The sequence below is a fragment of the Bacillus sp. D48C genome, assembly GCF_053345735.1.
In genome coordinates, this window is record NZ_JBKFAQ010000014.1 from 80,816 (window position 1) to 104,838 (window position 24,023).

The 24,023-nt window shown below is 34.9% G+C and carries 19 protein-coding genes, 1 riboswitch and 1 other annotated feature; of the genes, 13 read left to right on the top strand and 6 right to left on the bottom strand.

The features are described from left to right. Nucleotides 1-47 precede the first annotated feature (47 nt). From ACLBXA_RS25355 to ACLBXA_RS25365, 3 genes are all read left to right on the top strand, one after another. Complete coding sequence (locus ACLBXA_RS25355) at nt 48-1,346, top strand: sensor histidine kinase (RefSeq protein ID WP_086398502.1); 1,299 nt, start codon at nt 48-50, stop codon at nt 1,344-1,346. Nucleotides 1,347-1,348: 2 nt separating this feature from the next. Next, complete coding sequence (locus ACLBXA_RS25360) at nt 1,349-2,281, top strand: response regulator (protein ID WP_000500296.1); 933 nt, start codon at nt 1,349-1,351, stop codon at nt 2,279-2,281. Nucleotides 2,282-2,398: 117 nt separating this feature from the next. Then, nucleotides 2,399-5,593, top strand: a complete 3,195-nt coding sequence (locus ACLBXA_RS25365; protein ID WP_000011069.1) for a DEAD/DEAH box helicase — start codon at nt 2,399-2,401, stop codon at nt 5,591-5,593. 101 nt (nt 5,594-5,694) lie between these two features. Here the strand turns inward: ACLBXA_RS25365 and ACLBXA_RS25370 are convergent, their stop codons facing one another. Next, on the bottom strand, nt 5,695-5,829 hold the full coding sequence (locus tag ACLBXA_RS25370) for a DUF3934 domain-containing protein (protein ID WP_000047588.1): 135 nt from the start codon (nt 5,827-5,829) through the stop codon (nt 5,695-5,697). 406 nt (nt 5,830-6,235) lie between these two features. Beyond that, nucleotides 6,236-6,494: a binding site (T-box leader), on the top strand. Nucleotides 6,495-6,564: 70 nt separating this feature from the next. Between ACLBXA_RS25370 and asnA the strand changes: the two genes are divergently transcribed. Continuing rightward, nucleotides 6,565-7,548 (top strand): aspartate--ammonia ligase, encoded by a 984-nt coding sequence (gene asnA, locus ACLBXA_RS25375; RefSeq protein WP_000284912.1) that lies wholly within the window; start codon nt 6,565-6,567, stop codon nt 7,546-7,548. 62 nt (nt 7,549-7,610) lie between these two features. Here the strand turns inward: asnA and ACLBXA_RS25380 are convergent, their stop codons facing one another. Together ACLBXA_RS25380 and ACLBXA_RS25385 are read right to left on the bottom strand one after the other, a co-directional pair. Beyond that, nucleotides 7,611-8,063 carry a VOC family protein gene (locus ACLBXA_RS25380; RefSeq protein WP_001107256.1) on the bottom strand — a complete coding sequence of 151 codons (453 nt, stop codon included), beginning with the start codon at nt 8,061-8,063 and terminating at the stop codon, nt 7,611-7,613. A 226-nt stretch (nt 8,064-8,289) separates the two neighbouring features. Next, on the bottom strand, nt 8,290-9,519 hold the full coding sequence (locus ACLBXA_RS25385; RefSeq protein ID WP_000448041.1) for an aspartate kinase: 1,230 nt from the start codon (nt 9,517-9,519) through the stop codon (nt 8,290-8,292). Nucleotides 9,520-9,721: 202 nt separating this feature from the next. Then, nucleotides 9,722-9,908, bottom strand: a riboswitch (Lysine riboswitch). Nucleotides 9,909-10,099: 191 nt separating this feature from the next. Here ACLBXA_RS25385 and ACLBXA_RS25390 point away from each other — a divergent pair. The 3 genes from ACLBXA_RS25390 to ACLBXA_RS25400 are packed head-to-tail and all read left to right on the top strand — an operon-like array spanning nt 10,100 to nt 13,249. Continuing rightward, nucleotides 10,100-11,008: a DoxX-like family protein gene (locus ACLBXA_RS25390; RefSeq protein ID WP_000823953.1), complete on the top strand. Its 909-nt coding sequence runs from the start codon at nt 10,100-10,102 to the stop codon at nt 11,006-11,008. 4 nt (nt 11,009-11,012) lie between these two features. Then, nucleotides 11,013-11,624 (top strand): DUF4166 domain-containing protein, encoded by a 612-nt coding sequence (locus tag ACLBXA_RS25395; RefSeq protein ID WP_000002648.1) that lies wholly within the window; start codon nt 11,013-11,015, stop codon nt 11,622-11,624. 5 nt (nt 11,625-11,629) lie between these two features. Next, on the top strand, nt 11,630-13,249 hold the full coding sequence (locus tag ACLBXA_RS25400) for a YndJ family protein (RefSeq protein ID WP_000789396.1): 1,620 nt from the start codon (nt 11,630-11,632) through the stop codon (nt 13,247-13,249). 35 nt (nt 13,250-13,284) lie between these two features. Here the strand turns inward: ACLBXA_RS25400 and ACLBXA_RS25405 are convergent, their stop codons facing one another. Next, complete coding sequence (locus tag ACLBXA_RS25405; RefSeq protein WP_001130579.1) at nt 13,285-13,770, bottom strand: 8-oxo-dGTP diphosphatase; 486 nt, start codon at nt 13,768-13,770, stop codon at nt 13,285-13,287. 137 nt (nt 13,771-13,907) lie between these two features. On the opposite strand from ACLBXA_RS25405, the gene ACLBXA_RS25410 reads away from it, so the two are divergent. Then, nucleotides 13,908-15,170, top strand: coding sequence for an MFS transporter (locus ACLBXA_RS25410; protein WP_001161167.1), 1,263 nt, complete (start codon nt 13,908-13,910; stop codon nt 15,168-15,170). Nucleotides 15,171-15,384: 214 nt separating this feature from the next. Here the strand turns inward: ACLBXA_RS25410 and ACLBXA_RS25415 are convergent, their stop codons facing one another. After that, nucleotides 15,385-15,849, bottom strand: a complete 465-nt coding sequence (locus ACLBXA_RS25415; RefSeq protein WP_000823339.1) for a hypothetical protein — start codon at nt 15,847-15,849, stop codon at nt 15,385-15,387. Nucleotides 15,850-16,252: 403 nt separating this feature from the next. Between ACLBXA_RS25415 and ACLBXA_RS25420 the strand changes: the two genes are divergently transcribed. From ACLBXA_RS25420 to ACLBXA_RS25435, 4 genes are all read left to right on the top strand, one after another. After that, complete coding sequence (locus ACLBXA_RS25420; RefSeq protein WP_000427314.1) at nt 16,253-17,056, top strand: polyphosphate kinase 2 family protein; 804 nt, start codon at nt 16,253-16,255, stop codon at nt 17,054-17,056. Between the two features lie 152 nt (nt 17,057-17,208). Continuing rightward, complete coding sequence (locus tag ACLBXA_RS25425) at nt 17,209-17,748, top strand: PadR family transcriptional regulator (RefSeq protein ID WP_000678344.1); 540 nt, start codon at nt 17,209-17,211, stop codon at nt 17,746-17,748. A 36-nt stretch (nt 17,749-17,784) separates the two neighbouring features. Next, on the top strand, nt 17,785-19,533 hold the full coding sequence (locus ACLBXA_RS25430; RefSeq protein WP_000438123.1) for an MFS transporter: 1,749 nt from the start codon (nt 17,785-17,787) through the stop codon (nt 19,531-19,533). Nucleotides 19,534-19,741: 208 nt separating this feature from the next. Further along, complete coding sequence (locus ACLBXA_RS25435) at nt 19,742-21,016, top strand: MFS transporter (protein WP_000884512.1); 1,275 nt, start codon at nt 19,742-19,744, stop codon at nt 21,014-21,016. Nucleotides 21,017-21,062: 46 nt separating this feature from the next. Here ACLBXA_RS25435 and ACLBXA_RS25440 read toward each other — a convergent pair whose 3' ends face one another. Then, nucleotides 21,063-22,046: a ketoacyl-ACP synthase III gene (locus ACLBXA_RS25440; RefSeq protein ID WP_000555769.1), complete on the bottom strand. Its 984-nt coding sequence runs from the start codon at nt 22,044-22,046 to the stop codon at nt 21,063-21,065. A gap of 686 nt (nt 22,047-22,732) precedes the next feature. On the opposite strand from ACLBXA_RS25440, the gene hflX reads away from it, so the two are divergent. After that, complete coding sequence (hflX, locus tag ACLBXA_RS25445; protein WP_000393290.1) at nt 22,733-23,992, top strand: GTPase HflX; 1,260 nt, start codon at nt 22,733-22,735, stop codon at nt 23,990-23,992. The last annotated feature ends 31 nt before the right edge of the window (nt 23,993-24,023 follow it).

The following is a 24,023-nucleotide window of genomic DNA, read 5'->3' on the forward strand; positions in this document are numbered from 1 at the left end:
TAACAATAAGCGGGCTTTCGCTTTACTACTGAAAAAAAGTATAGGAAGTGGCACCTTTGAATTGGAATCAATTATGGAAGAAAGATATGTCCCTTTTAATTATATTAATGGTCGTTGTTCCTATTGCTGGGGAGCTGAACTTTCATCCCTTTAATGATACGTTTCGAGTTAGCTTCGGTACACCGCTATTTTTCTTTTTATTATTATTTTTAAGAAGAGTACCAGCAGGAGTTGCAGGTATTCTTGTTGGTATATCTGTAGTCTTATTCCGAGTATGTCTTGACTGGATCATGCAAGGTTCATTTCATATGACAGAATCATTTTATTTGCGTTATCCTGTGTTCTTCTATTATTTTATTTATGGCAGTCTTTTTTCGCTTTGCAGGGTAAATAAGTTCCATCAGAAACCAATCATTATTGGATGCCTTGGCATTTCAATTGAAATTGTTGCAAGTATGTCAGAACTTGCGTTCTATCACATGTTAGTACTCGGTACAACAATAACGATTTCTGAAGTAAATAAACTTATTATTATTGCTATTTTTCGTAGTTTCTTTGCACTTGGTTTTTTAAATATGATGAATTTATATGAAACGAAATTAAAAGAATCGCAAGTTCGAAAAGAAAATGAAAACATGTTAATGCATCTTTCTAATTTATATGTGGAATCTGTTCATTTGAAAAAGACATTACAAAATGCAGAGTTAATTACACAAGAAGCATATCAACTATATCGAAATTTACAAGCGAACGATGATCCCAATAATAAAACAGCATTGAAAATAGCAGGAGAAGTGCACGAAATAAAAAAGGATAATCAAAGAATTTTTGCGGGATTATCTAAACTCTTATTAGATAAAAATGTAGCTGAGTATGTAGAAGGACATGAGCTTACAGAAATGATTGTAAGAATAAATGAAAAGTACGCTGGAATGCTAGAGAAAGATATACGTTTTGCTAAATATATAGAAGGTGAACACGCTGCATATCACGTGTATACAGTGCTATCAATCTTTAATAACTTAGTTGCCAATGCAGTGGAAGCAATTGAAGATAGAGGTCTCATTCATATTGATTTATATAAACGAGAGCAACATGTAATATTTGAAGTAATTGACGATGGCCCTGGTATTGCACAAAAGTATAAAAAATTAGTATTTAAGCCCGGGTTTACTTCCAAGTATGATCAAACAGGAACACCGTCAACAGGCATTGGACTTTCTTACATACATGAAATGGTAACAGAGCTAGGCGGAGAAGTAAGATTAGAAGACAATGAAACCGGAAAAGGGTGTAAGTTTATCGTTTGTTTACCGGAGTGCAGTTTAAAGCGGGAAGGGGAATAGATTTGTTTTATTATATCGTAGACGATGATGAAGTTTTCCGTTCAATGCTGTCGCAAATTATTGAAGATGGAGATCTTGGAGAAGTAATTGGTGAGGCGGATGACGGAGCTTTTATTGAAGCGGATCAACTAAATTTTAAAAAAATAGATATTTTATTTATTGATTTGTTGATGCCGATGAGGGACGGAATTGAAACGGTTCGTCACATTGCGTCAACTTTCACGGGGAAAATTATTATGATTTCTCAAGTGGAATCGAAGCAGCTTATAGGTGAGGCATATACATTTGGTGTAGAATATTATATTACAAAACCATTAAATAAAATCGAAGTTGTATCTGTTGTACGCAAAGTGATAGAGCGTATTAGATTGGAGCGTTCTATACATGATATTCAAAAATCATTGAATAACGTGTTTCAGTGGGAAAAACCGCAATTGCGTACTGAACCAGTACAAGAAGGAAAAAAGATAGGGGATTTAGGGCGCTTTTTACTATCAGAACTCGGTATTGCGGGAGAGAATGGAAGTAAAGATTTACTTAGTATGCTGGAATATTTATATGGTCAAGAAAAGGCACAGACATTTGACTTTGGCTTTCCTGCGTTAAAAGAAATTTTTCATCATATTACGATAAGGAAATTAGGGGATATAGCTTTAGAGGCGGATATTGATAAAGAGAAAAAAGCGTCTGAACAAAGAGTACGTCGAGCTATTTATCAGTCGTTAAATCATTTGGCTTCTTTAGGACTAACAGACTTTTCAAATCCAAAATTTGAAAGCTATGCTCCAAAATTTTTCGATTTCACTGTAGTTAGAAAACGGATGACAGAAATGACGAAAGATGAACTTGCATCTTCTGGTCATACGCGAATTAATACAAAGAAGTTTATTCAAGTGTTGTATTTTGAGGCGAAGAGGTTGATGGAAATAGAGTGAAGAAGATGCTTATAAATAAGCATCTTTTTTGTTAAATCAACATTTTATATTTTCTCGTGGAGCATGTAAAATGTTAAGTAAGAGAAAATGGTTTTATATTAAGGAAGTGTCAAAGCGATGAGTTTCACATTGAATAAATCGATTATTAAAGAAGTGTGCGGAGAGACCTCATATAAAAGAGGTGAAGCCTATTATAAATCAAATAAAGTGATAATAAATCATTATGATAAAAATAAAGAAATTTGCGAGGCTACAGTAAAAGGGAACGAGGATTTCCATGTTACAGTAGAAAAAGCTAAAAAGGGTGATGTTGTTGCAAAATGTAGTTGTCCTTCATTATCGTCTTTTCAAACGTATTGTCAACATGTTGCAGCAGTATTAATACAAATAAACTATAATCAACAAACAGGTGGAATGAGCTCCACTAGTAACAGAAACGATCAATTGACAAGTGGTATGTTTCAGCTGTTTGCGGACAAACCACTGAGGCCAAAAAGTAAACAACACCGTTTTGATACACGCGAAATATTAGATGTTGAGTTTATATGTACACCAGTAGCTACGAGAAGTGGTGGAGCTCTACTTGGAATTCAATTGAAACTTGCCAAAGTGTATTTCATAAATCATATTAGAGAATTTCTTTCTAAGGTGGAGAAAAGAGAGTCTTTTCATTGTTCAAATGAATTTACATATACGCCAGATGTACATAGTTTTAAACAAGAAACGGATGCGATTATCCAGCAGCTCATTAAAATGTATCATAACGAAAAAATGTATGAGGATGCGCTAGAAGTACATGCGAAACAAGATGAAAGTATGATATTCATACCACCAGCTTCATGGAAAGATATGCTCTCTTCACTTTCTAAAGTTGAATATGTACAGCTGAAACAAAATGAACAACTGTTTCAGGGATTACAAGTTTCAAAAGGTTTGTTGCCGTTACACTTTGAATTTACAAAGGGAAATAATGGCGGATTTACACTTCATATAGATGGTCTAAATCGTGTACGAGTTATGGATATGTATAACAATGCACTTTACGATGGGAAATTATATCACTTACACATTGAAGATTGTATGCGACTTATTGAATTACAAAAGATGATAAGTCGCTCAAATAGTAATCAGTTTTATATTCCAGAAAGTAAGATGAAACATTTCGTCGGGAAAGTTGTACCAGGATTAATGAAGCTCGGAACTGTACACATTGATGAAGTAATATCGGATCGTGTTGAAACACCTTCGCTAAAAGCGAAATTGTATTTAGACCGCGTGAAAAATCGCTTATTAGCAGGTCTTGAATTTCACTATGGGAACGTCATGATTAATCCGCTAGAAGAGGATGGACAGCCGTCTGTTTTTAATCGTGATGAGAAAAAGGAAAAAGAGATTTTAGACATTATGAGTGAAAGTGCCTTTGCAAAAACAGAAGGCGGTTACTTTATGCATAATGAAGAAGCTGAGTATAACTTTTTATATCACGTCGTGCCAACATTAAAAGGTTTAGTTGATATTTATGCGACGACAGCAATTAAATTGCGAATTAGTAAAGGGGATGTAGTTCCTCTTATTAGAGTGAGAAGAAAAGAAAGAATTGATTGGTTGTCATTTCGTTTTGATATAAAAGGAATACCAGAAGCAGAAATTAAAGATGTATTAGCGGCCCTTGAAGAGAAACGTAAATATTATCGATTGGCGAACGGTTCTTTTTTATCGCTAGAGAGTAAAGAGTTTAATGAAATTAATCAGTTTATAAAAGAATCAGGTGTTCGGAAAGAATTTTTACATGGAGAAGAGGTAAATGTTCCGCTTATTCGGAGTGTAAAATGGATGAATGGACTTCATGAAGGCAATGTTTTAAGTGTGGATGATTCTGTTCAAGAGTTAGTAGAAAACATTCAAAATCCGAAAAAATTAAAGTTTGCTGTGCCAAATACTTTAAATGCAGAAATGAGAAAGTATCAAGTATATGGGTTCGAATGGATGAAAACACTTGCTTATTACCGTTTTGGCGGTATTTTGGCAGATGATATGGGACTTGGAAAAACGTTGCAAAGCATTGCTTTTATAGATTCTGTTTTGCCTGAGATTCGAGAAAAGAAGCTGCCTATATTAGTCGTTTCACCATCATCTCTTGTTTATAATTGGTTTAGTGAATTGAAAAAATTCGCCCCGCATATTAGAGCGGTTATTGCAGATGGAAACCAAGCAGAGCGCCGGAAGATTTTGAAAGATATAGCGGAATTTGATGTCATAATTACGTCATATCCATTACTGAGAAGAGATATAAGATTATATGCAAGACCATTTCATACACTATTTCTTGATGAAGCACAGGCGTTTAAAAACCCTACAACACAAACGGCAAGAGCTGTGAAAACAATTCAAGCTGAATACCGTTTCGGACTAACGGGGACACCTGTAGAAAATTCATTAGAAGAGCTATGGTCTATCTTCCATGTCGTTTTCCCGGAATTATTACCAGGAAGAAAAGAGTTCGGTGATTTAAGGCGTGAAGATATAGCGAAGCGAGTGAAACCATTCGTATTAAGACGGTTAAAAGGGGACGTATTAAATGAGTTGCCAGAGAAAATAGAGCACTTACAATCATCGGAGTTATTACCCGATCAAAAGAGTCTCTATGCTGCTTATTTAGCGAAGTTAAGGGAAGAAACGTTAAAGCATTTAGACAAAGACACGTTACGTAAAAATAAAATTAGAATTTTAGCTGGTTTAACGAGATTGCGACAAATTTGTTGTCATCCCGCTTTATTTGTTGATGATTACAAAGGAAGTTCAGCTAAATTTGAACAACTGTTAGAGATTCTAGAGGAATGTAGAAGTACAGGGAAGAGAATATTAATTTTTTCTCAATTTACGAAGATGCTTTCTATTATTGGTCGTGAGTTAAATCGACAAGCAATTCCATACTTTTATTTAGACGGGAGTACACCAGCGCAGGAACGTGTAGAGCTGTGCGATCGGTTTAACGAAGGAGAAGGAGAGCTATTTCTCATTTCTTTAAAAGCTGGTGGTACCGGACTTAATTTAACTGGTGCAGATACAGTAATATTATATGATTTATGGTGGAATCCAGCTGTTGAACAACAAGCGGCCGATAGAGCGTATCGAATGGGACAAAAAAATACAGTGCAAGTTATAAAGCTAGTAGCTCAGGGAACAATTGAGGAGAAAATGCATGAACTGCAAGAAAGTAAGAAAAATTTAATCGCTGAAGTGATTGAGCCGGGAGAAGAGAAATTGTCCTCAATCACAGAGGAAGAAATTCGAGATATTTTAATGATTTAATATAAAAAAGCTATGCCTTCAAATTGATGAGGGCATAGCTTTTTTGTTGTAATAATTATATTTTGTTTTGTACAAAGTAAAGAAATCAAATGTTATTTAAATTACTTCTTTGTACCTTTACTTTTGTATGGTTTGGCAGCTGCCTTTTTCTTTGCACTTGATTGCCAACGGTTCCATCCTTTACTTCCTGTACCTTGTCCTACACCTTTTTTCGGTTTTGCTTTCGTTTTACTCATATGATCACTCCGTTATATAAAAATCTTATTTGATAATAGTCAATGATTTAGAAAATACTCTTTATAAATGACTATGATTACTTTAAGTAAAAATAAACTGCTTGAATGCTATAGTATATCATGAAATTGCAAGTAAACTGAAAGGAATTATAAAGAAAATGAAAATAATAAGAAATACTGCGGATTCTATATTCCGAACGATCACATTAATTGTTGTGTATACGTTAGTTTCGATCAGTGAAACATTTTTTGGATTGACGAGGCAGAAAAAGTAAAGATGTTAAATTAACAACAATCAATAAAGCCGTAAAATAAAGAATTGAAAAACATTTTAAAACTTTTTGTTGACTTTCTTTATTTTTTGTATAGAATAATCATTAATAAAATGTTTCAGAGATGTGACAACAAAACGACTATGAAAGGACGAGTAGTAGTAGGACGTAGTTTAAGCGAGTCAGGGGTGGTGTGAGCCTGATACGAAGCCTATTATGAAGAACCTCCTGGAGTTGCTAACCGAAATCCTTTATAGGAAAGTAGACTTAGCCGGGAACTTCGCCGTTACAAGAAGAACAGTATCGAGATATTTTATCTCCGTACTGTATAAGTGAGCAACCTCTGTTGCTAATTTGGGTGGTACCGCGGAACCAAAGCCTTTCGTCCCAGTTTTTTGGGAAAGAAGGGCTTTTTTTGTTGGCTTCTTTTCACAACATCCAAACATTTTAGGAGGAAACCACCATGTATCAATCATTAATGACAGTAAGAGAGACTCAAATCGCAATTAAGGAAGTTAAAACATTTTTCGAGGACCAATTAGCAAAACGCCTTGAACTATTCCGCGTATCTGCACCATTATTCGTAACGAAAAAATCAGGATTAAACGATCACCTAAACGGTGTAGAACGCCCAATTGAATTTGATATGTTACATTCAGGAGAAGAATTAGAAATTGTTCATTCACTAGCGAAATGGAAACGATTTGCATTACATGAATACGGATACGAAGCTGGTGAAGGTTTATATACAAACATGAACGCGATTCGTCGTGATGAAGAACTTGATGCAACGCATTCCATTTACGTTGACCAATGGGATTGGGAAAAAATCGTTCAAAAAGAATGGCGTACTGTCGATTACTTACAAAAAACAGTACAAACAATTTATGGAATATTCAAAGATTTAGAAGATCACTTATTTGAAAAATATCCGTTCCTTGGAAAGTATTTACCAGAAGAGATTGTTTTCATTACTTCTCAAGAACTAGAAGATAAATATCCAGAATTAACACCGAAAGATCGTGAACATGCAATTGCGAAAGAACACGGTGCAGTCTTTATTATTGGAATTGGTGATGCACTTCGTTCAGGTGAAAAGCACGACGGACGCGCAGCTGATTATGACGATTGGAAATTAAACGGTGATATTTTATTCTGGCACCCAGTACTACAATCTTCATTTGAATTATCATCAATGGGAATTCGTGTTGATAGTAAATCACTTGATGAGCAGTTAACGAAAACTGGTGAAGACTTCAAACGTGAGTATGATTTCCATAAAGGTATATTAGAAGACGTACTACCATTAACAATCGGCGGTGGCATTGGACAATCAAGAATGTGCATGTACTTCTTACGTAAAGCACATATCGGTGAAGTTCAATCTTCTGTATGGCCTGACGATTTACGTGCAGCTTGTAAAAAAGAAAACATTCATCTGTTTTAATAGAAGTGAGGGAATAGCTTAAATATAGAGCTATTCCCTCTTTTTTACAAAACGTCACTTGCTTACTTATTACCGAGTTCTTCCGCCAAACCGATTAAAATTCCTTCGACTCCACGAATGTAGCAGAGACGATACGAGTTCTCGTACTGAACTACTTCGCCAACGAGCTCTGCACCATGCTTAGTGAGTCTCGATACCATTTCGTCAATATCTTCAACGGTGAACATGACGCGTAGATAACCGAGGGCGTTTACAGGAGCTGTTCGGTGATCTGCTATAGTAGGAGGGGTGAGAAATCGCGAAAGTTCAATTCGGCTGTGGCCATCTGGAGTGGCCATCATAGCGATCTCTACGCACTGAGAACCGAGTCCAGTTACGCGACCAGCCCATTCACCTTCGACATTGGCTCGACCTTCGAGATTCAAGCCAATCTCCTCAAAGAAAGAGATTGCGTTATCAAGGGATTCTACAACGATGCTGACATTGTCCATTCGTAGTAATTTGTTTTTTGCCATAGTCTTATCTCCTTATGTATAAAAGTCTATTATTTAATTATCCTCATAATTATACTACTAAGTAGTTACAAATTCCTTTCAGTTAAAAATACCTTGTCACAGTATAGGAAAATGTGACAAGGTGTTTTTTAATATGTCATATAGCATCGTGTTAACGAACAGCTTTTTATTTAATAGGAATGTAATACATTAATATGATTTTTTTAGTATTACTAAATAGATGAGATTAGCTCATTTGCACGAAAGGCTCAATTTTCGCCATAAATGATTGATGCAGCGCCTCAACGCCTGTTACTAAATGAAGGCGGTCAATAACGACAGACACTTTAATTTCTGATGTACTTACCATTTTAATATGAATATCTTCTTCTTTTAAAGTAGTGAACATATTTGCAGCGACACCTGGGTTAGATACCATGCCAGATCCTACGATTGATACTTTTGCTAAGTGATTTTCATGTTCTACAGATTCATAGTGAAGAGTTTCTTGATTTTGTTCCAAAACTTCTAAAGTTTCTCTTAAATCATTCGAATGAATGGAGAAGGAGAGGTGTACAGTTCCTTCATTTGTAATACTTTGAATTATGATATCTACATTAATGTGTGCTGCTGCTAATGTAGAGAAAACTGTTGAAAGCGAGCCTTGTTCTAATCCTTTAATTGTGACACGTGTAATGTTATCCTCAAATGCAATACCTTTAACGATTGATTGTTGTTCCATGTTACATTCTCCTTTTACAATTGTTCCGTTTTCTTGTTCCATACTTGAGCGAACTTCTAAAACTACGTTATGATTTTTAGCAAACTCAACAGCGCGCGGGTGTAATACGCCGGCACCGAGATTAGCAAGCTCTAACATTTCGTCATAAGAAATTTCGTCTAATTTGTAAGCATCTTTTACAACTCGTGGGTCCGTCGTATATACGCCTGTCACGTCCGTATAAATATCACATTTTTTTGCTTTAAGTGCAGCGGCTAGTGCGACAGCAGTCGTATCAGAACCACCACGGCCAAGCGTTGTAATTTCATTTTCTACACTTATACCTTGGAAACCAGCTACGATAACAATCGTGCCTTCAGCAAGATAAGATTGAATACGATTTGTATGAATGTCAGTAATCCGTGCACTACTATGTACAGATTCTGTCGTAATACCTGCTTGCCACCCTGTTAATGAAATTGCATGATAGCCTTTTGCTTGCAGTGCCATTGTTAATAATGAAATAGTTACTTGTTCTCCTGTAGATAGAAGCATATCCATTTCACGTTTACTTGGATTTTCTGTGATAGCGTTAGCGAGTGCGACAAGTTCATCTGTGCTTTTTCCCATTGCTGAAACGACAGAGACAATGCTATGACCTCGTTCATATTCTTCAATAATTAAATTTGCTACATGTTGAATGCGTTCGACGCTTCCGACAGAAGTGCCACCAAATTTTTGAACAATTGTTTCCATTACAAATTCCTTCTTTCGTCTATTTTTAAGAATAGATTAGGAAATATATAAATCCCAATACTCCTGTAGTTACCAGAAAGACAAACAAAAAACACCATCTCAAATAAGTGAGGATGGTGCTGTTACAGGAAAAGGGAAACAGAAAACGGAGCTAATAAAAAAACCGCCAAAAAAGGAATATCATAAAAAATGATATCTCTTTTTTGTAGATAGCTCTTCATACGTACACGTCTGTACATATGACAGTTCTGTTTCTATTCGAAAACAGCCCCAATTGACAAATGCAGAGAAATTTATCAATTTCGGCAATACTTCCTTTCATCTAAGTTCATAGACATCTCTGTGTCTCCATTAGAATACTCATAAGTATCGCAACCTCTATCTCACGTTTTAGGCGAGAGTGTTTGATTTATGAAGTTATTGGTAACATTTGTTTTATAATAATTTAAATTTTTCGGGGAATCAAGTGTTTTACATATATTTTAAAAATTCTTTCTTTTTACAGAAAAGTTTGTGAAAAATGTAGCAAAATAAATTCATTGCATGTACATTAAACTTATAGTGCATAGGAGGTGGGAGAATGAAAAGGAAACAGCCTATTTATGTTGCGACAAAAATGAACACGACGATGGAAAAATTATGGAGATATACGCAAGAACCAGATATACATACAGAGTGGGATGCTCGCTTTACTGAAATTTCGTATTTAGGGAAAAAAGAAGGAGAACCACAGAAGTTTTTGTATAAAACAAAGATTGGATTTGGGCTTGAAATAGCTGGAGAAGGGGAATCAATAGGTGAAATAAGAAAAGAAACTGGTGAAAGAATTTCCTCTTTAAAATTTTGGACGGATAATACATTATCTCTTATTCAAATAGGACGTGGTTATTGGAAGTATACGCCGAATAAAGAATACATCCATTTTGAGACACAATATGATTATGATACAAGATTTGGTCGTATAGGAAATGTAATAGATTCCTATATTTTTCGTCCGTTATTAGGTTGGGCGACCGCTTGGAGTTTTGATGCCTTAAAATTATGGTTAGAAAAGGGGCTTCATCCTAGGTTACTAATTAGAAGAACAATGACGTATTGGCTCGTATGCTTTTTATTTGCTTTTGTATGGATATATCAAGGGATAGTGCCGAAACTACTGTTTACTCATTCAGAAGAAGTAAAGATGCTTTCTGTATTAATTGGTTCAAATGAAAGTAGTGTATATATACTTAAAATAATTGGGGTGTTAGAAATAATTTTCGGTGTCGTATGGCTGTTGCCACTAACAAAACGAAAATTATTTATACTGCATATTATTGTATTACTAGTTTTAACGTTAGCGGCAGGATTTACGAATATCGCAAGCTTTACAGGGCCGTTTAATCCGATTACATTAAATGTTCTTCTAATGGGGTTATCAATTGTCGGTTATATAAATAGTTTCGATTTACCAAGCGCGAAAAATTGCAAGAGGGCGAGAAAGGGATAAGTGTATGGCTAATATGTATGAACGATTATTAGGGGATACCTATAAAAATCTTCATCCTGAATTGCAGAAGCGTTATGCCATTACAGAAGAGAATAGTTTTACAGGGGAAGGAAAGATGGATGAAATTTACGGTGGCTCTTTTTTCGTGAAATTTATATTGAAAATTGCATCGAAGTTTCGAATGTTTTTCTCGGAACGAGGAGAGGAAATTCCATTTACGATACAAAACATAGCTGAGCGAGATGAATATGGACAAGAATTAGTAAGGTGGAACCGTACTTTTTATTTTCATAATAAGAAAAGATATTTTAACGCAGTTATGCAATTGGATGAAAACGAAAATGAAATTGTAGATTATTTTGGCGAACCACATTTACTCGTTTCTACACTACATTTTCATATCGATGAGTTAGGGGCAATGCATATTGCTTCAAAGAAACAATGGTTTTATATGTTTGGAAGAAAAATTCCGTTGCCAAAATTCTTGTATGGTGAAGCAAAAATTGTTGAAAGTTATGATGCAACACTACAGTGTTTTCGAATTCATGTACAAGTACGAAACCCGTTAATTGGCTCGCTTTTTTCATATAAGGGAACATTTGTGGAAAGGAAATAAACGATATGAAAAATATAATATTTGGGCTTGCTGGTTATGTTGTTTTTCTATTATGTGAGCGGTCGAATATAAATCCTGTTGAAGCAATTATATTATTATCTGTTTTATTATTTATACCAATGTCACTTTGTATTATTGATAAAAGAAAAAGAGATGGATCGTATTTATTATTTTATAAATTCGTATCGTTTTTATATCCAATTGCAGCAATTTGTGCAATGCTAGCTTTCGTCACAAATCACTATGTATTTGCGCTAGTTTGGTTTGTATATACAGGAATTGTTGCGTTATTTGGTGTAAGTAGATTGCTAGAAAGAGGATGGAAGCCGTTAGAAGAGACCGCCATAGATAGTGCGTTTATTTATTTGTTTTTAGGTGGTTTTTGGTTTTTTGCTTCAGTAGCAAAACTTTCAATTATGCAGTTTAGCTCTGACATTGTTTTACTCACAGCTGCACATTTTCATTATTCGGCGTTTCTATTGCCATTATCAGCTGGTTTAATAGGGAGAAAAAGAGAAAAGAGAAGTAAAGTATATGATGTTATTATGTTTATCATCATGATTTCACCTATGACAGTCGCAATAGGAATTACATACTCGAGAATATTTGAATTTTTTGCAGTGTTTCTATATTTATGTGCGATTTATGGGTATGGATTTTACGTTTGGAGAGCAAAATTTAATGCTATCAGTGCAAAGATTCTACTAATCGTTTCGTCTAGTACACTCATGGTTACAATTATGTTCTCACTTATATACTCATACGGGAATTTGAAGCATGTAATGACGATTACAATTGCTCAAATGGTTTGGATTCATGGTGTTGTCAATGGAATTGGAGTAGCGTTACCGGCATTTGTCGGCTGGATGATCGAAAAGAGTGTTCCGAATTATAAATACTATGGGAAACCAATGAGTAAATTAAGAGGAAGTGTGGCAATTGGTGAGGCTTTTTTATATAGCGGCAATTTAGTAGGCAGTAAGGAATACAACGGTTTAGTTGATCAAATAACTGATTTTCATAGTGAGTCATTTGACGTGACGAAGGTACCTTTAAGTATTATTCGTTTTTATGAAAATACAACAGAGTATGAGTTGCAATCAAATATTAAATGGGCTCGTTGGTTCCGCCCATTTGCATTTTGTTATGAGAAAATGAGTAAGCGTGTGGGACAAATACATTTAGGGATGGGCGGCAATTGGGAAACGATGCATGGCTCTATCATTAATGTAATAGATGAGAAAGATGGAAGAGAGAATGTAAGGGCTTGGCTAAGGAAAAATGAAGCAGGTGAATCTATTTTTGTAGCTCTTTATTCAAAGCATACAAATAAGAATGAGACATATATGAATATCGCCTTACCTTTACCTTATTCGAATATGACTGGTATTTTGAAAATATATAATGATAGTCATGATTTAATCATTACTAGTAAGTTAAGAGAAAATGGTCAGGGAGATGAGGGTATTTATTTACATACTCAGTTCTTAACAATCCGTTTACCGTTAGCAGAGACTTTCGTCATTACAGAGGATAAGGATAAAATGTTAACAGCTCATCATAGCATGTGGATATTTGGACTTAAATTTTTACATATTCATTATAAGATTGAAAAAATTACTTAGAAGTAAGAAAGGCTTGGACAGGTTTCCAAGCTTTTTTATGTATGGGTAATTGTCATAGAAATTTGTTTATTTAGCTCATTATCCCAAACACGTTGAATTTCAAAAGTGCCTGTTTCAAAAAATAATGGGAATCTCTCTTTAAACCAATCTTGCATAGGAAGATGTAGTGCTGTATCGATTGGTATCCATAATAATTCGCCCTCAGGAGGGTTTAAAAGAAGTTCACCTTCAAATGAGTCTGTCCAGTAGTTAAATACCATGTACCGAACATTACCTTTCGGATTTACATATTCATCTAATCCTTTAAAAGTTAAATTCGAAACAAGTAATCCAGTTTCCTCTTTTACTTCTCTTATAGCGGCTTGAACGATACTTTCGGGGAAATCTACTTTGCCGCCAGGAGCGATGTAGCCAGGGAAACCTCGATGGTTGGGGCGTTTTATGAGTAAAACTTCATTGTTACGTTGGATCATACACATTGTATAGATCTGGTGTTCGATGTTATGTGAATTTAGAGGCATAATGATGTATTCTCCTTTATATTTTTTTGATAATTTTACCATAACATAATTGTTTCTTATATAATTATAAATTGAATATTATAAATTTTAAGTTATAAATTATAAATTCTATAGTCATTCGAAAAGAGGGAAGAGACATGCAAGGAGAAATACAAAAGGAGAAAAGTTTAGGTTATGTTGGTAAATTATTATTACCGGTTAAAGTATCACCACACTTTAAATTTTTATGGATTGGACAATTACTCTCGGCCTTAGGTAGTTCGATAACTATGGTCATACTCCCAGTTGTTGTGTATTCATTAATTGGCTCAACAGTTGTGATGGGAATGACAATGGCAATGTACATGCTACCTAATATTCTCGCTTTACCGTTTGCAGGTTTAATTGTAGACCGAATTGATCGGGTTAAATTAATGTTATTTACGGATATACTCCGCTGTATATTAATGCTATTACTTGCATCGCTTATATTTATGGATTTATTAACAATTACAGTTTTATACATTCTCGTTGCCTTATACGGACTTATGGAAGGGATATTCCAACCAGCATATTCTGCTGTAAGGGCGAAAGTATTCGTTCCTGAAATTCGTAATGCAGCTAACGCACTCACTCAAATGAGTAATCAAGGTATACGATTAATTGGACCAGCACTTGGTGGGTTAATCGTATCGGTTGCGTCTGCAGGGATAGGTTTCGGACTAGATGCAGTAACGTACTTATTATCATTTTTATGTTTATTATTTTTAAAAGAAATTAAGTTTGAAAAAGTAAAACCCATTGAAAAGAGTAAGCTTAATTACAAACAAGAGTTTATGGAAGGTGTATTAGTTTTAAAAAGTCATCCGTGGCTGTGGATTACAATTTTAGTTTTTTCTTTTATAAATATTTGTTATGCCGGCATTATCGTCGTATTAATTCCGTGGTTATTTAATGTTCATCATCATTTTGAAGCTTACGTGTATGGACTTGGCATGGCCTTTTCTGGTGGTGGGGCTGTAATTGCTGCATTAATATTTGGTGGGAAAGAGCGGTGGCATAAGAGAGGATTACTGGCTTATGGAGGTGTTTTAATGAGTGGTATTGCTTTATTAATTATGCCATTCATTTCTTGGGCACCCGCTTTAATATTCTTAATGGCAATTGAAGGATTTGGCATGATGATATTTGGACTCATTTGGGAAACGAGTTTACAGGAACTTGTACCAGAAGAAGCATTCGGAAGAGTGGCAAGTCTTGATATGTTGGGTTCTTTTGCTTTATTGCCATTAGGGTATGTAGTTGTAGGCTGGTTAGCTACTGTCATAGGTGGCGAGATAACTATTATAACACTAGCTAGTTTAGTAATTTTAACAATTGGAATAGCATTGTCTGTACCGAGTATTCGTCGATTTAATTGATTATATGGGAAAAGAGGGCTAGACCTATATAGAAAATAACCTAGCATATAATCAACCAGTATTAATAAAACAACTTTGTAATGAAAAGCCTTCCATACATATTTGGCGCAAAAAATTAGTATCGAAGCAACAAAATTAGAAATCACAAAAGAAGTGACGGAAGCGATACAAGCAGGTTTCAAAAAAGAAGAATAAGCCCTAAAGAAATTAGGACTTATTCTTCACTAAATACAAATGTTTGTTTCATTTTTTTACCTTCATTTACCGGATGGCCGTTATAAGAGAAATTCTTTTCTTCCCAAGTGATCACAACTTTAAAATTATGACTATTAAAGTCTAATGGGAATACCATGTACTCAAAGCTTGTATGACTTTTAGAAATATTTTCATTAGGTGTAGTAGGTTTAAAGGTAGCCTTAGAGGTAGGATTGTTATCAAGTATTTCCACAGATACGTTTGATACATCATGACCGATGTTTTTTACGAGTAAACTATACGTATCAAATACACCTTGCTTTGGCTGGATTGCTTGCTTGTTTGAGTTATGAGATTTATCAATTTCGACATACCATTGTTTAGACTTTGACGCAATCGGTAGTGACTGAAATGTGTAAGCACTAGCTTGCATTGGTAGTGCTAAACATATAAGCGTAAAGAGAGTTAATATTTTTCGTTTCATTTTTTGAGAGCTCCCATTCTTTAATGGATTTACTTGTTATTATCTTCTTTTTACGAGTAAATATACCATATAATGTAAAGTGAGTATTGTGAGTAGTGAATCAATATCTTATTCACTACTCTTATAGCTGGCATAATTACGTATGTAGTAAGAAAGAATAAATTTGTTTTTTCTATACTTAGATTACTGCCCTTTTTAAAAGGGCTATTTTTACGTTTTAAAAAAAGAATATACTAAGAGTTCCGTATAAATTATTTATTTTAATGTAGTTAAATGTGCTTGTAGATGTGAAATTAGAGAAGGAAGCTGTGTAGAGATGTTCCTACACAGCTTTTTAGGATATGAAAAAATTACCAAAAATATGTTAAAATAACATTGTCATACAACAAGGGGGATTTGTTTTATGGAAAATGGACATCTTGCTAAAGTAGATTTAACGAAAAAAATTGAATCAAAATCTAAGTACAACAAGAAACTCGAAAAATATCAAAGGCGCTTATTAGCATTACAACAAATTTTGAAAGAAGAAAAAATCGCGGTTATGCTTGTTATGGAAGGATGGGATGCGGCTGGTAAAGGTGGGGCAATTAAGCGGGTGACGGAACATCTTGACCCACGTGGGTTCCAAGTAGATCCAATTGGAGCGCCTGCACCTCATGAAAAACGTTACCATTATTTGCAACGTTTCTGGCGCAAAATTCCACAGTACGGGCAAATTACCATTTTTGATCGCTCATGGTACGGTCGTGTGTTAGTTGAGCGTGTTGAAGGTTTTGCTACAAAGGAAGAGTGGATGAGAGCATATGATGAGATTAATGATTTTGAAAAACTACTAACAGATGACCATTACATAATAGGGAAGTTCTTCTACCATATAAGTAAAGAGGAACAGTTAAAGAGATTTAACGATAGAGAGAAAAATCCTTTGAAAAGATGGAAAATTACAGATGAAGATTGGCGTAATCGTGAAAAATGGGATGAGTATGTTGAAGCGATGGAAGACATGTTTGAAAGAACAAGTAAGCCAAATGCGAAGTGGCATATTATTGAAAGTAACGATAAATTGTATGCCCGTGTGAAAACGTTAAAAATCATTATTTCATTCATAGAGGATTATTTCTTAGAACATGGTATAGAATTGCCTTCTTATTATTATGAAATGAAAGAGGATATTGAAGTTTTGCAAGATGTAGGTGTGAAGGAGTAAATAAGAAAATGGCCCTGTGAATTGGTAAAACCAAATTATGGGGCTTTTTTATTTAGAAACATTTTACAATTAACAGAATAAGGTATATAATCAATAATCATATTAACATTGTTAATATGATTATTGATTATATAATATGTGGGGGTTTTACTTTGAAGGGAAGAGATGTTGTTTTAGGTTTATTAATGGGAAAAGAAATGTCTGGTTACGATATTAAAATTGTTTTTGAAGACGTATTTACCCACTTTTTTGATGGAAGTTTTGGAATGATTTATCCAACGTTACGACAATTGGAGAATGAGGGGAAAATAAAAAAAGAGGTTGTCATGCAAGAGGGGAAACCGAATAAGAAAATGTACTTTATTACAGATGAAGGACGTGAAGAGTTTTATCAATATATGCAGACGCCTGTAGAGAAGGATGTTTTACGTTCGGATTTTTTAATGAGAATGTATTTTGGCAACTATAGTGATGATGTGACGATAAAAAAATGGATTAAAGATGAAATTGAAAGAAAAGAAGCGTACATTGCAGATCTTCGATTGAAATATGAAAAGTGGAGAGTAGGTATTACTTTCGTCGAAGAAATTTCACTAGATGTAGGTATTGCATCGTATAGTGCACAAGTAGAGACTTTGAAGAAAAAATTAGAAGAGTTAGAGGCGGAAGAAAACAATAAAACAGAAGAATGAAAAACGCGTTCACAATAAATAAAGGGGTATATAAAGATGGAACAATCAAAGGGTATTAAGATTGTCTTTTTAATGTGTCTAGGTATCTTTCTTTGTATGATTGATACGACAATTATGAATATAGCTTTACCAGCAATACAATCGAGTGTAAATACTTCATTAGAAAAGATGTCTTGGGTATTAAATGTTTATACAATGACGATTGCAGTACTTGCCATTCCGTTAGGGCGGATAGCTGATATCTTTGGAAAAGCAAAGATGTATGTTCTTGGTCTGGTGATTTTTGGTGGTGGATCGGTACTTTGCGCTTTTGCTAATACAGGTGATTTTCTTATTTTTTCTCGTTTTATACAAAGCATTGGGGCAGCGATTTTATTTCCAACAAGTATGGTAATTGGTGTATCAGCTATGCCATTAGCTAAGAGGCATGTTGCGCTTGCGATTTTAGGAGTAACACAAGGATTGTCAGCTGCTATGGGACCAGTGATAGGTGGAATTATTACACAAAATTTCGGTTGGAGATGGGTGTTCTTCGTAAATGTTCCAATTTGTATTCTTGGAATCATTTTATGCTGCATTATGCTGCAAATAAAAAATGAAGAACGTATTATCTCAAAAATAGATTGGGTAGGACTACTATTAAGTAGTACAGCAATTTTTTCATTTACTCTCATATTAGTAAAAGGTAATACATGGGGATGGCAAAGTAATATTGCTTTGTCTTGTTATGCAATTAGCACTATTTCTCTTATTCTATTTGTTTTAGTAGAACGAAAGATTCATAATCCAATGGTGAATTTAAAGTTATTTCAAGATCGAATGTTTGTCGGAGCGTCGATCGTTGTTATATTAAGTAATTTATTTTTAATTGGAGTTACTGTATTGCTTCCAACGTTCTTGACGAAACTACAAGGTCGAACGGAAATTGAAGCGGCTTTTTTAGTGACACCTATTTCAGCAATGATATTTTTTGTCTCACCAGTTGCAGCAACTTTAATTAAAAAACTCGGAAAAGTAACTATTATTTTGTCAGGATTTCTTGTTATGGGGCTTTCCTACTATTGGTTGCAAATGATTGATGTTCATTCAACAAATATAGAAATTATTATTCCGTGTATGATATTAGGTGTTGGATATGGTTTAGTAGTGGGGCCAATTACAGTTTTAAGTGCGTCTTCGTTTGAAGGAGAACTGTTAACTGCTTCTCAAAGTGTTGTATCAATGTTACGACAAGTTGGAATTGTATTGGCGGTTGCAATATTTGTCTCTAACTTAACTCACAATTTAACTGTAAATAAAGAAAAAGTATATCGTTATGCAGAAGAAAAGGTGCGTAATATTCATGTGAATAGTGCTGAGCAAACTGAAATTTTACAAATGACTAAAGAGAAAATAGAGAATCAAAGTTTAGAGTCGAATATAAATAAGAAACAAAATGCAATGACAATAGGATTAAGTAAAGAGAAAAAGGAAGAATTGATTCGCGACAAGACGGATGAAATATTAAGAGAAGTTCCAGTAGAATATAGAGATGTAAAAAGAGAAGAAGTTATGAGGCAAGTGACAAAAGAAGTTGAAAAACAAGAGGAAAGTATAAAGAAAGAGGTACTCACATTTTCAAATGATGTGAATCATTATGCCAAGAATCAGATGGCTATGAGTTTTACAGATTTATATAAAGCAAGTGTGCCAATTATTTTAATTTGTGCTTTCGTAAGTTTGTTGTTTTGGGAAGGGAAAGCTTTGAGTAAAAAGAGAAGGGGAAGATTAGTAGAAGAAGCGTAAAGAAAAACAGGCTATAGCAGCCTGTTTTTTTCATTGTTTCCTCCTTGCATATTGTGAATAGTAGTATTTTTAATATAGCATGGGATAAGTCGAGTATGATTAGAAAGTTTTTTAGAATGAAAGGGATGAATGGAAAATGCCATTGAATATGTAACGTTATACATAGTACATTAACAAGAGGGCTTAATTTTAAAAGGAGGATGGGGAATTGCTAGATAAGGCAGGGGCTTTAATAGATAATCATGTGTACACAGAAGAAGAGCAACAAAAACTATACAAACGAACGTTAATAATCGTCAGCATTTCACAAATGTTTGGCGGTGCAGGACTAGCTGCTGGTATTACAGTGGGAGCACTTCTTGCGCAGCAAATGCTTGGAACAGATGCATTTGCAGGATTACCAACTGCTATGTTTACATTGGGATCGGCATTAGCAGCTTTCATAGTAGGGAAGCTTTCGCAACGATATGGACGCCGGATAGGTCTTGCAACAGGGTTTATAGTAGGTGGATTTGGAGCAATTGGTGTTGTAATGGCAGCTTTAACAAATAGTATTATTCTTTTACTTATTTCTTTACTCATATATGGTGCCGGTACAGCCACGAATCTACAAGCTCGTTATGCAGGTACAGATTTAGCAGATAAGAAGCAGAGAGCAACGGCTGTTAGTATTACGATGGTAATGACGACTTTCGGTGCAGTTGCAGGACCAAATTTAGTAGGGGTAATGGGAAGTTTTGCTCATTCAATTGGAGTTCCTAAACTTGCAGGTCCGTTCATACTATCGGCAGCAGCATTTATACTGGCGGGTCTAGTTCTTTTTGTTATGCTTCGTCCAGATCCGTTAATTATTGCTAACATAATAGAAAGATATAAACAGGAACATACATATAAAGGGCAACCAATAACAGAAGAAGCGAAAGAAAATAAACGAGGTATTACAGTTGGAGCAATCGTAATGATACTTACGCAAATAGTGATGGTTGCGATTATGACGATGACGCCAGTTCATATGGGACACCACGGTCACGGTTTAAGTGCAGTAGGACTTGTGATAGGTTTTCATGTAGGTGCAATGTATCTTCCATCTCTCATTACAGGAATGTTAATTGATAAAATTGGCCGAACTACAATGAGTATAGCTGGTGGAGTGATTTTACTTGCAGCGGGTGTCATAGCTGCGATAGCGCCAAGTGATTCTTTATTATTATTAATCGTTGCTCTTTCTTTACTTGGGCTAGGATGGAACCTCGGATTGATAAGTGGTACAGCACAAATCGTTGATTCCACAACACCGTCTACACGTGCTAAAACACAAGGGAAAATAGATGTTTGTATTGCGCTAGCTGGAGCTTCTGGTGGAGCGATGTCAGGTATGGTAGTAGCGAATTCAAGTTATGCGGCATTGTCATTGGCTGGAGGCGTGTTAGCGTTATTACTTATTCCTGTTGTGATATGGTCTCGAAAAGGGGCAAGAAATTAAATGAAAAAGAGGTTCTAGTTACTGACTAGAGCCTCTTTTTATACACTTAAATTAAATTCCACTCTACAATAAGCCCTAAATGTGTAAGACCACCACCGAATCCGTATAGTAAAAGTGTGTCTCCATTATTTAACTTCCCTTCTTTTATAGCTAAATCTAGAGCGAGTGGAATGGTGACTGAAGAGGTATTCCCCATATATTCCACGCTCGTTAATGTTTTTTGTATTGGAATTTGAGATTTTTCGCAAATAGATTCGATCATTCGTAAGTTAGCGCTGTGGGGTATGAACCAGTCTATATCATCTACTGGCATATTTGCGGTATGTATTAAATCTTTTATGCCTTTTGGCACTGTACGTGTTGCCCATTTATATACTTCTCTTCCATTTTGAACGATTTTTTCATTTGTTTGCAGTGGTGTGCCATTCATAGTAGTAGATAAGTTTGTTCTATATAGATGAATGCCGCCATCACCGTTTGTTCCCATGTGAGCAGCGATAAAGCTTGGGGTGTCTTCATCTCTTTCTAATAAAATAGCTCCAGCACCATCACCGAATAAAATACAGGTCGTTCTATCGGTATAATCAGTAACTTTAGATAATGTCTCTGTCGCTACGACAAGTACTTTTTCATGTGATCCAGAAGTGATTAAGCTATTACCGACGTGTAGTCCATATGTAAAACCAGCACAAGTTGCATTTAAATCAAAAGCTAGTGTATGAGGTATGTTGAAGTATTGTTGTATTTGGCAAGCAACGCTAGGGAAAACGTAATCAGCAGTAGTAGTAGCGACAATGATACAGTCGACATCTTCTAAGTTTTTCTTATATGTTGTACATAAATTTTTAATTGCTTTAATGGCTAAGTTTGAGGAATATTCTTCTTCGCTAGCGATTCTTCTTTCCTTCATTCCTGTTCTTTGTACAATCCATTCATCATTCGTATGGACCATCTTTTCTAAATCGTTATTAGACAATATTTGATTTGGAACATAAGTACCAATTGCAGTAATACGAGATTTAGAATGCATAGGAACATCTCCTAATTTTTATTTTTATAACCTGATACTAATATTAGGTTATAAAAATGTCAATATAGATTTTTGATGTATTGAACGACTTAACTTACTATGAAGGAATTTAGCGAGTGTTGTAAAAATAATATACGAGAAGTTTCTAAAATTGATAATTGCTTTTGTTATTTTTATTGTGAGAAAAATTCGCAAAAAATGACGATTAAAGTAAAAATATAACGATTTTCTTTAGTGTGATATAGGTTGTTAAACCTTGTGAAAGCGAATTACTTATGCTACACTTTATGTAACTTAAAATGAACGGAGGGGCTTCCTTTGATCTTAATCAGATTACGTCTCAATACTTTGTGCCAATAATTGAATAGCGCTCAAAGGCTCTGTCTGTGTACAGAGTGAACGGGATTGGTCTGCCTATTTTAAAGGAACCCTTTATTAAGCTTATATGTGAAAAAGAGGGAGGGACGAATACGCCCTCTTTTTGTTTTGCCTTTATAAATAGAATGGGATTGTATAGGTGAACACTTATTGTGGATACGTATACGATTTTGGGACTTTTTTTACTATGAGATAGGATGAAAGCACAGCTTTCTTCTATTTCTTTGATGAACCCTTATCCGTTTACGAAAACACAGGCAGCGACCTGTGTTTTTTATTTTACGTAATCGAAATGGAGGAATAAATATATGGAAGAAGTATTACAAAGAGCAGTTTTAGTTGGAGTAAATGTAGGTAATGAAGATGATTTTGCATATTCGATGGAAGAGTTAACAAATCTTGCGGAAGCTTGTGATGTAGAGGTAATTGGGCAAGTAACGCAAAATTTACAACGAGTAAATCCATCGCATTATATCGGAAAAGGAAAGATTGAAGAAGTAGCAGCGTATGTACAAGAAATAGATGCGAATATGGTCATCTTTAATGATGAATTATCTCCTTCACAAATTCGAAATTTAGAAGAGGATTTAGATTGTAAGGTAATTGATCGTACCATTTTAATTTTAGATATTTTTGCGCAACGTGCGAAAACGAAAGAAGCACAGCTACAAGTAGAAGTAGCCCATCTTCAGTATATGATGCCTCGTTTAATCGGTCTTCGTGAATCGTTAGGAAGACAGAGCGGCGGCGTTGGTACGAAAAATAAAGGTGTCGGTGAGAAGAAGTTAGAGTTAGACCGTCGTAAAATTGAAGAACAAATTTCAGTTTTAAATAAAGATTTAGAAGCGCTCGTTGCCCAGCGTCAAACGCAGCGAAAGCAACGTAAGAAAAATGAAATACCTGTTGTAGCATTAGTAGGTTATACGAATGCAGGAAAGTCAACGACGATGAATGCAATGCTTGAAATTTATAATGGTACAGAAGAAAAACAAGTACTTGAAAAAGATATGTTATTCGCGACGTTAGAAACATCTGTACGAAATATTGATTTGCCAGATAATAAATCATTCTTATTAACAGATACAGTTGGATTTGTAAGTAAATTACCACATCATCTTGTGAAGGCGTTCCGTTCAACGTTAGAAGAAGTAGCGGAAGCAGACCTACTTATTCACGTCGTAGATTACGCAAATTCAAATTATGAACAATTAATTGATATTACAAATGAAACGTTAAAGAAAATTGGAGTAGAAAATATTCCAACGATCTATGCTTATAATAAATCAGATATGGTAGATGTTGAAATTCCGAAAGTGCAAGAAAATCGCGTTTATTTATCAGCGAAGAAACATGTTGGAATTGAAGAACTTGTAGAAATGATTCGCTCACACATCTATAAAGAGTATACGAAGTGTGAAATGTTAATTCCATATGATCAAGGACAGGTAGTTTCGTATTTCAATAATCATGCACACGTTTTATCTACGAGTTACGAAAACGAAGGTACCAAATTAGAAATAGAATGTAAGACGAGTGATTACGAGAAGTATAAGCATTTTGCAATTTAATGTAAGAGGCAACCCAGTATGTGATTGGGTT

What these genes read in the sequence shown, in the direction of transcription:
- ACLBXA_RS25365 (WP_000011069.1), top strand. Translation starts at nt 2,399, where the DNA reads ATGAGTTTCACATTGAATAAATCGATTATTAAAGAAGTGTGCGGAGAG.
- ACLBXA_RS25370 (WP_000047588.1), bottom strand. Translation starts at nt 5,829, where the DNA reads ATGAGTAAAACGAAAGCAAAACCGAAAAAAGGTGTAGGACAAGGTACA.
- asnA (WP_000284912.1), top strand. Translation starts at nt 6,565, where the DNA reads ATGTATCAATCATTAATGACAGTAAGAGAGACTCAAATCGCAATTAAG.
- ACLBXA_RS25380 (WP_001107256.1), bottom strand. Translation starts at nt 8,063, where the DNA reads ATGGCAAAAAACAAATTACTACGAATGGACAATGTCAGCATCGTTGTA.
- ACLBXA_RS25385 (WP_000448041.1), bottom strand. Translation starts at nt 9,519, where the DNA reads ATGGAAACAATTGTTCAAAAATTTGGTGGCACTTCTGTCGGAAGCGTC.
- ACLBXA_RS25390 (WP_000823953.1), top strand. Translation starts at nt 10,100, where the DNA reads ATGAAAAGGAAACAGCCTATTTATGTTGCGACAAAAATGAACACGACG.
- ACLBXA_RS25395 (WP_000002648.1), top strand. Translation starts at nt 11,013, where the DNA reads ATGGCTAATATGTATGAACGATTATTAGGGGATACCTATAAAAATCTT.
- ACLBXA_RS25400 (WP_000789396.1), top strand. Translation starts at nt 11,630, where the DNA reads ATGAAAAATATAATATTTGGGCTTGCTGGTTATGTTGTTTTTCTATTA.
- ACLBXA_RS25405 (WP_001130579.1), bottom strand. Translation starts at nt 13,770, where the DNA reads ATGCCTCTAAATTCACATAACATCGAACACCAGATCTATACAATGTGT.
- ACLBXA_RS25410 (WP_001161167.1), top strand. Translation starts at nt 13,908, where the DNA reads ATGCAAGGAGAAATACAAAAGGAGAAAAGTTTAGGTTATGTTGGTAAA.
- ACLBXA_RS25415 (WP_000823339.1), bottom strand. Translation starts at nt 15,849, where the DNA reads ATGAAACGAAAAATATTAACTCTCTTTACGCTTATATGTTTAGCACTA.
- ACLBXA_RS25420 (WP_000427314.1), top strand. Translation starts at nt 16,253, where the DNA reads ATGGAAAATGGACATCTTGCTAAAGTAGATTTAACGAAAAAAATTGAA.
- ACLBXA_RS25430 (WP_000438123.1), top strand. Translation starts at nt 17,785, where the DNA reads ATGGAACAATCAAAGGGTATTAAGATTGTCTTTTTAATGTGTCTAGGT.
- ACLBXA_RS25440 (WP_000555769.1), bottom strand. Translation starts at nt 22,046, where the DNA reads ATGCATTCTAAATCTCGTATTACTGCAATTGGTACTTATGTTCCAAAT.
- hflX (WP_000393290.1), top strand. Translation starts at nt 22,733, where the DNA reads ATGGAAGAAGTATTACAAAGAGCAGTTTTAGTTGGAGTAAATGTAGGT.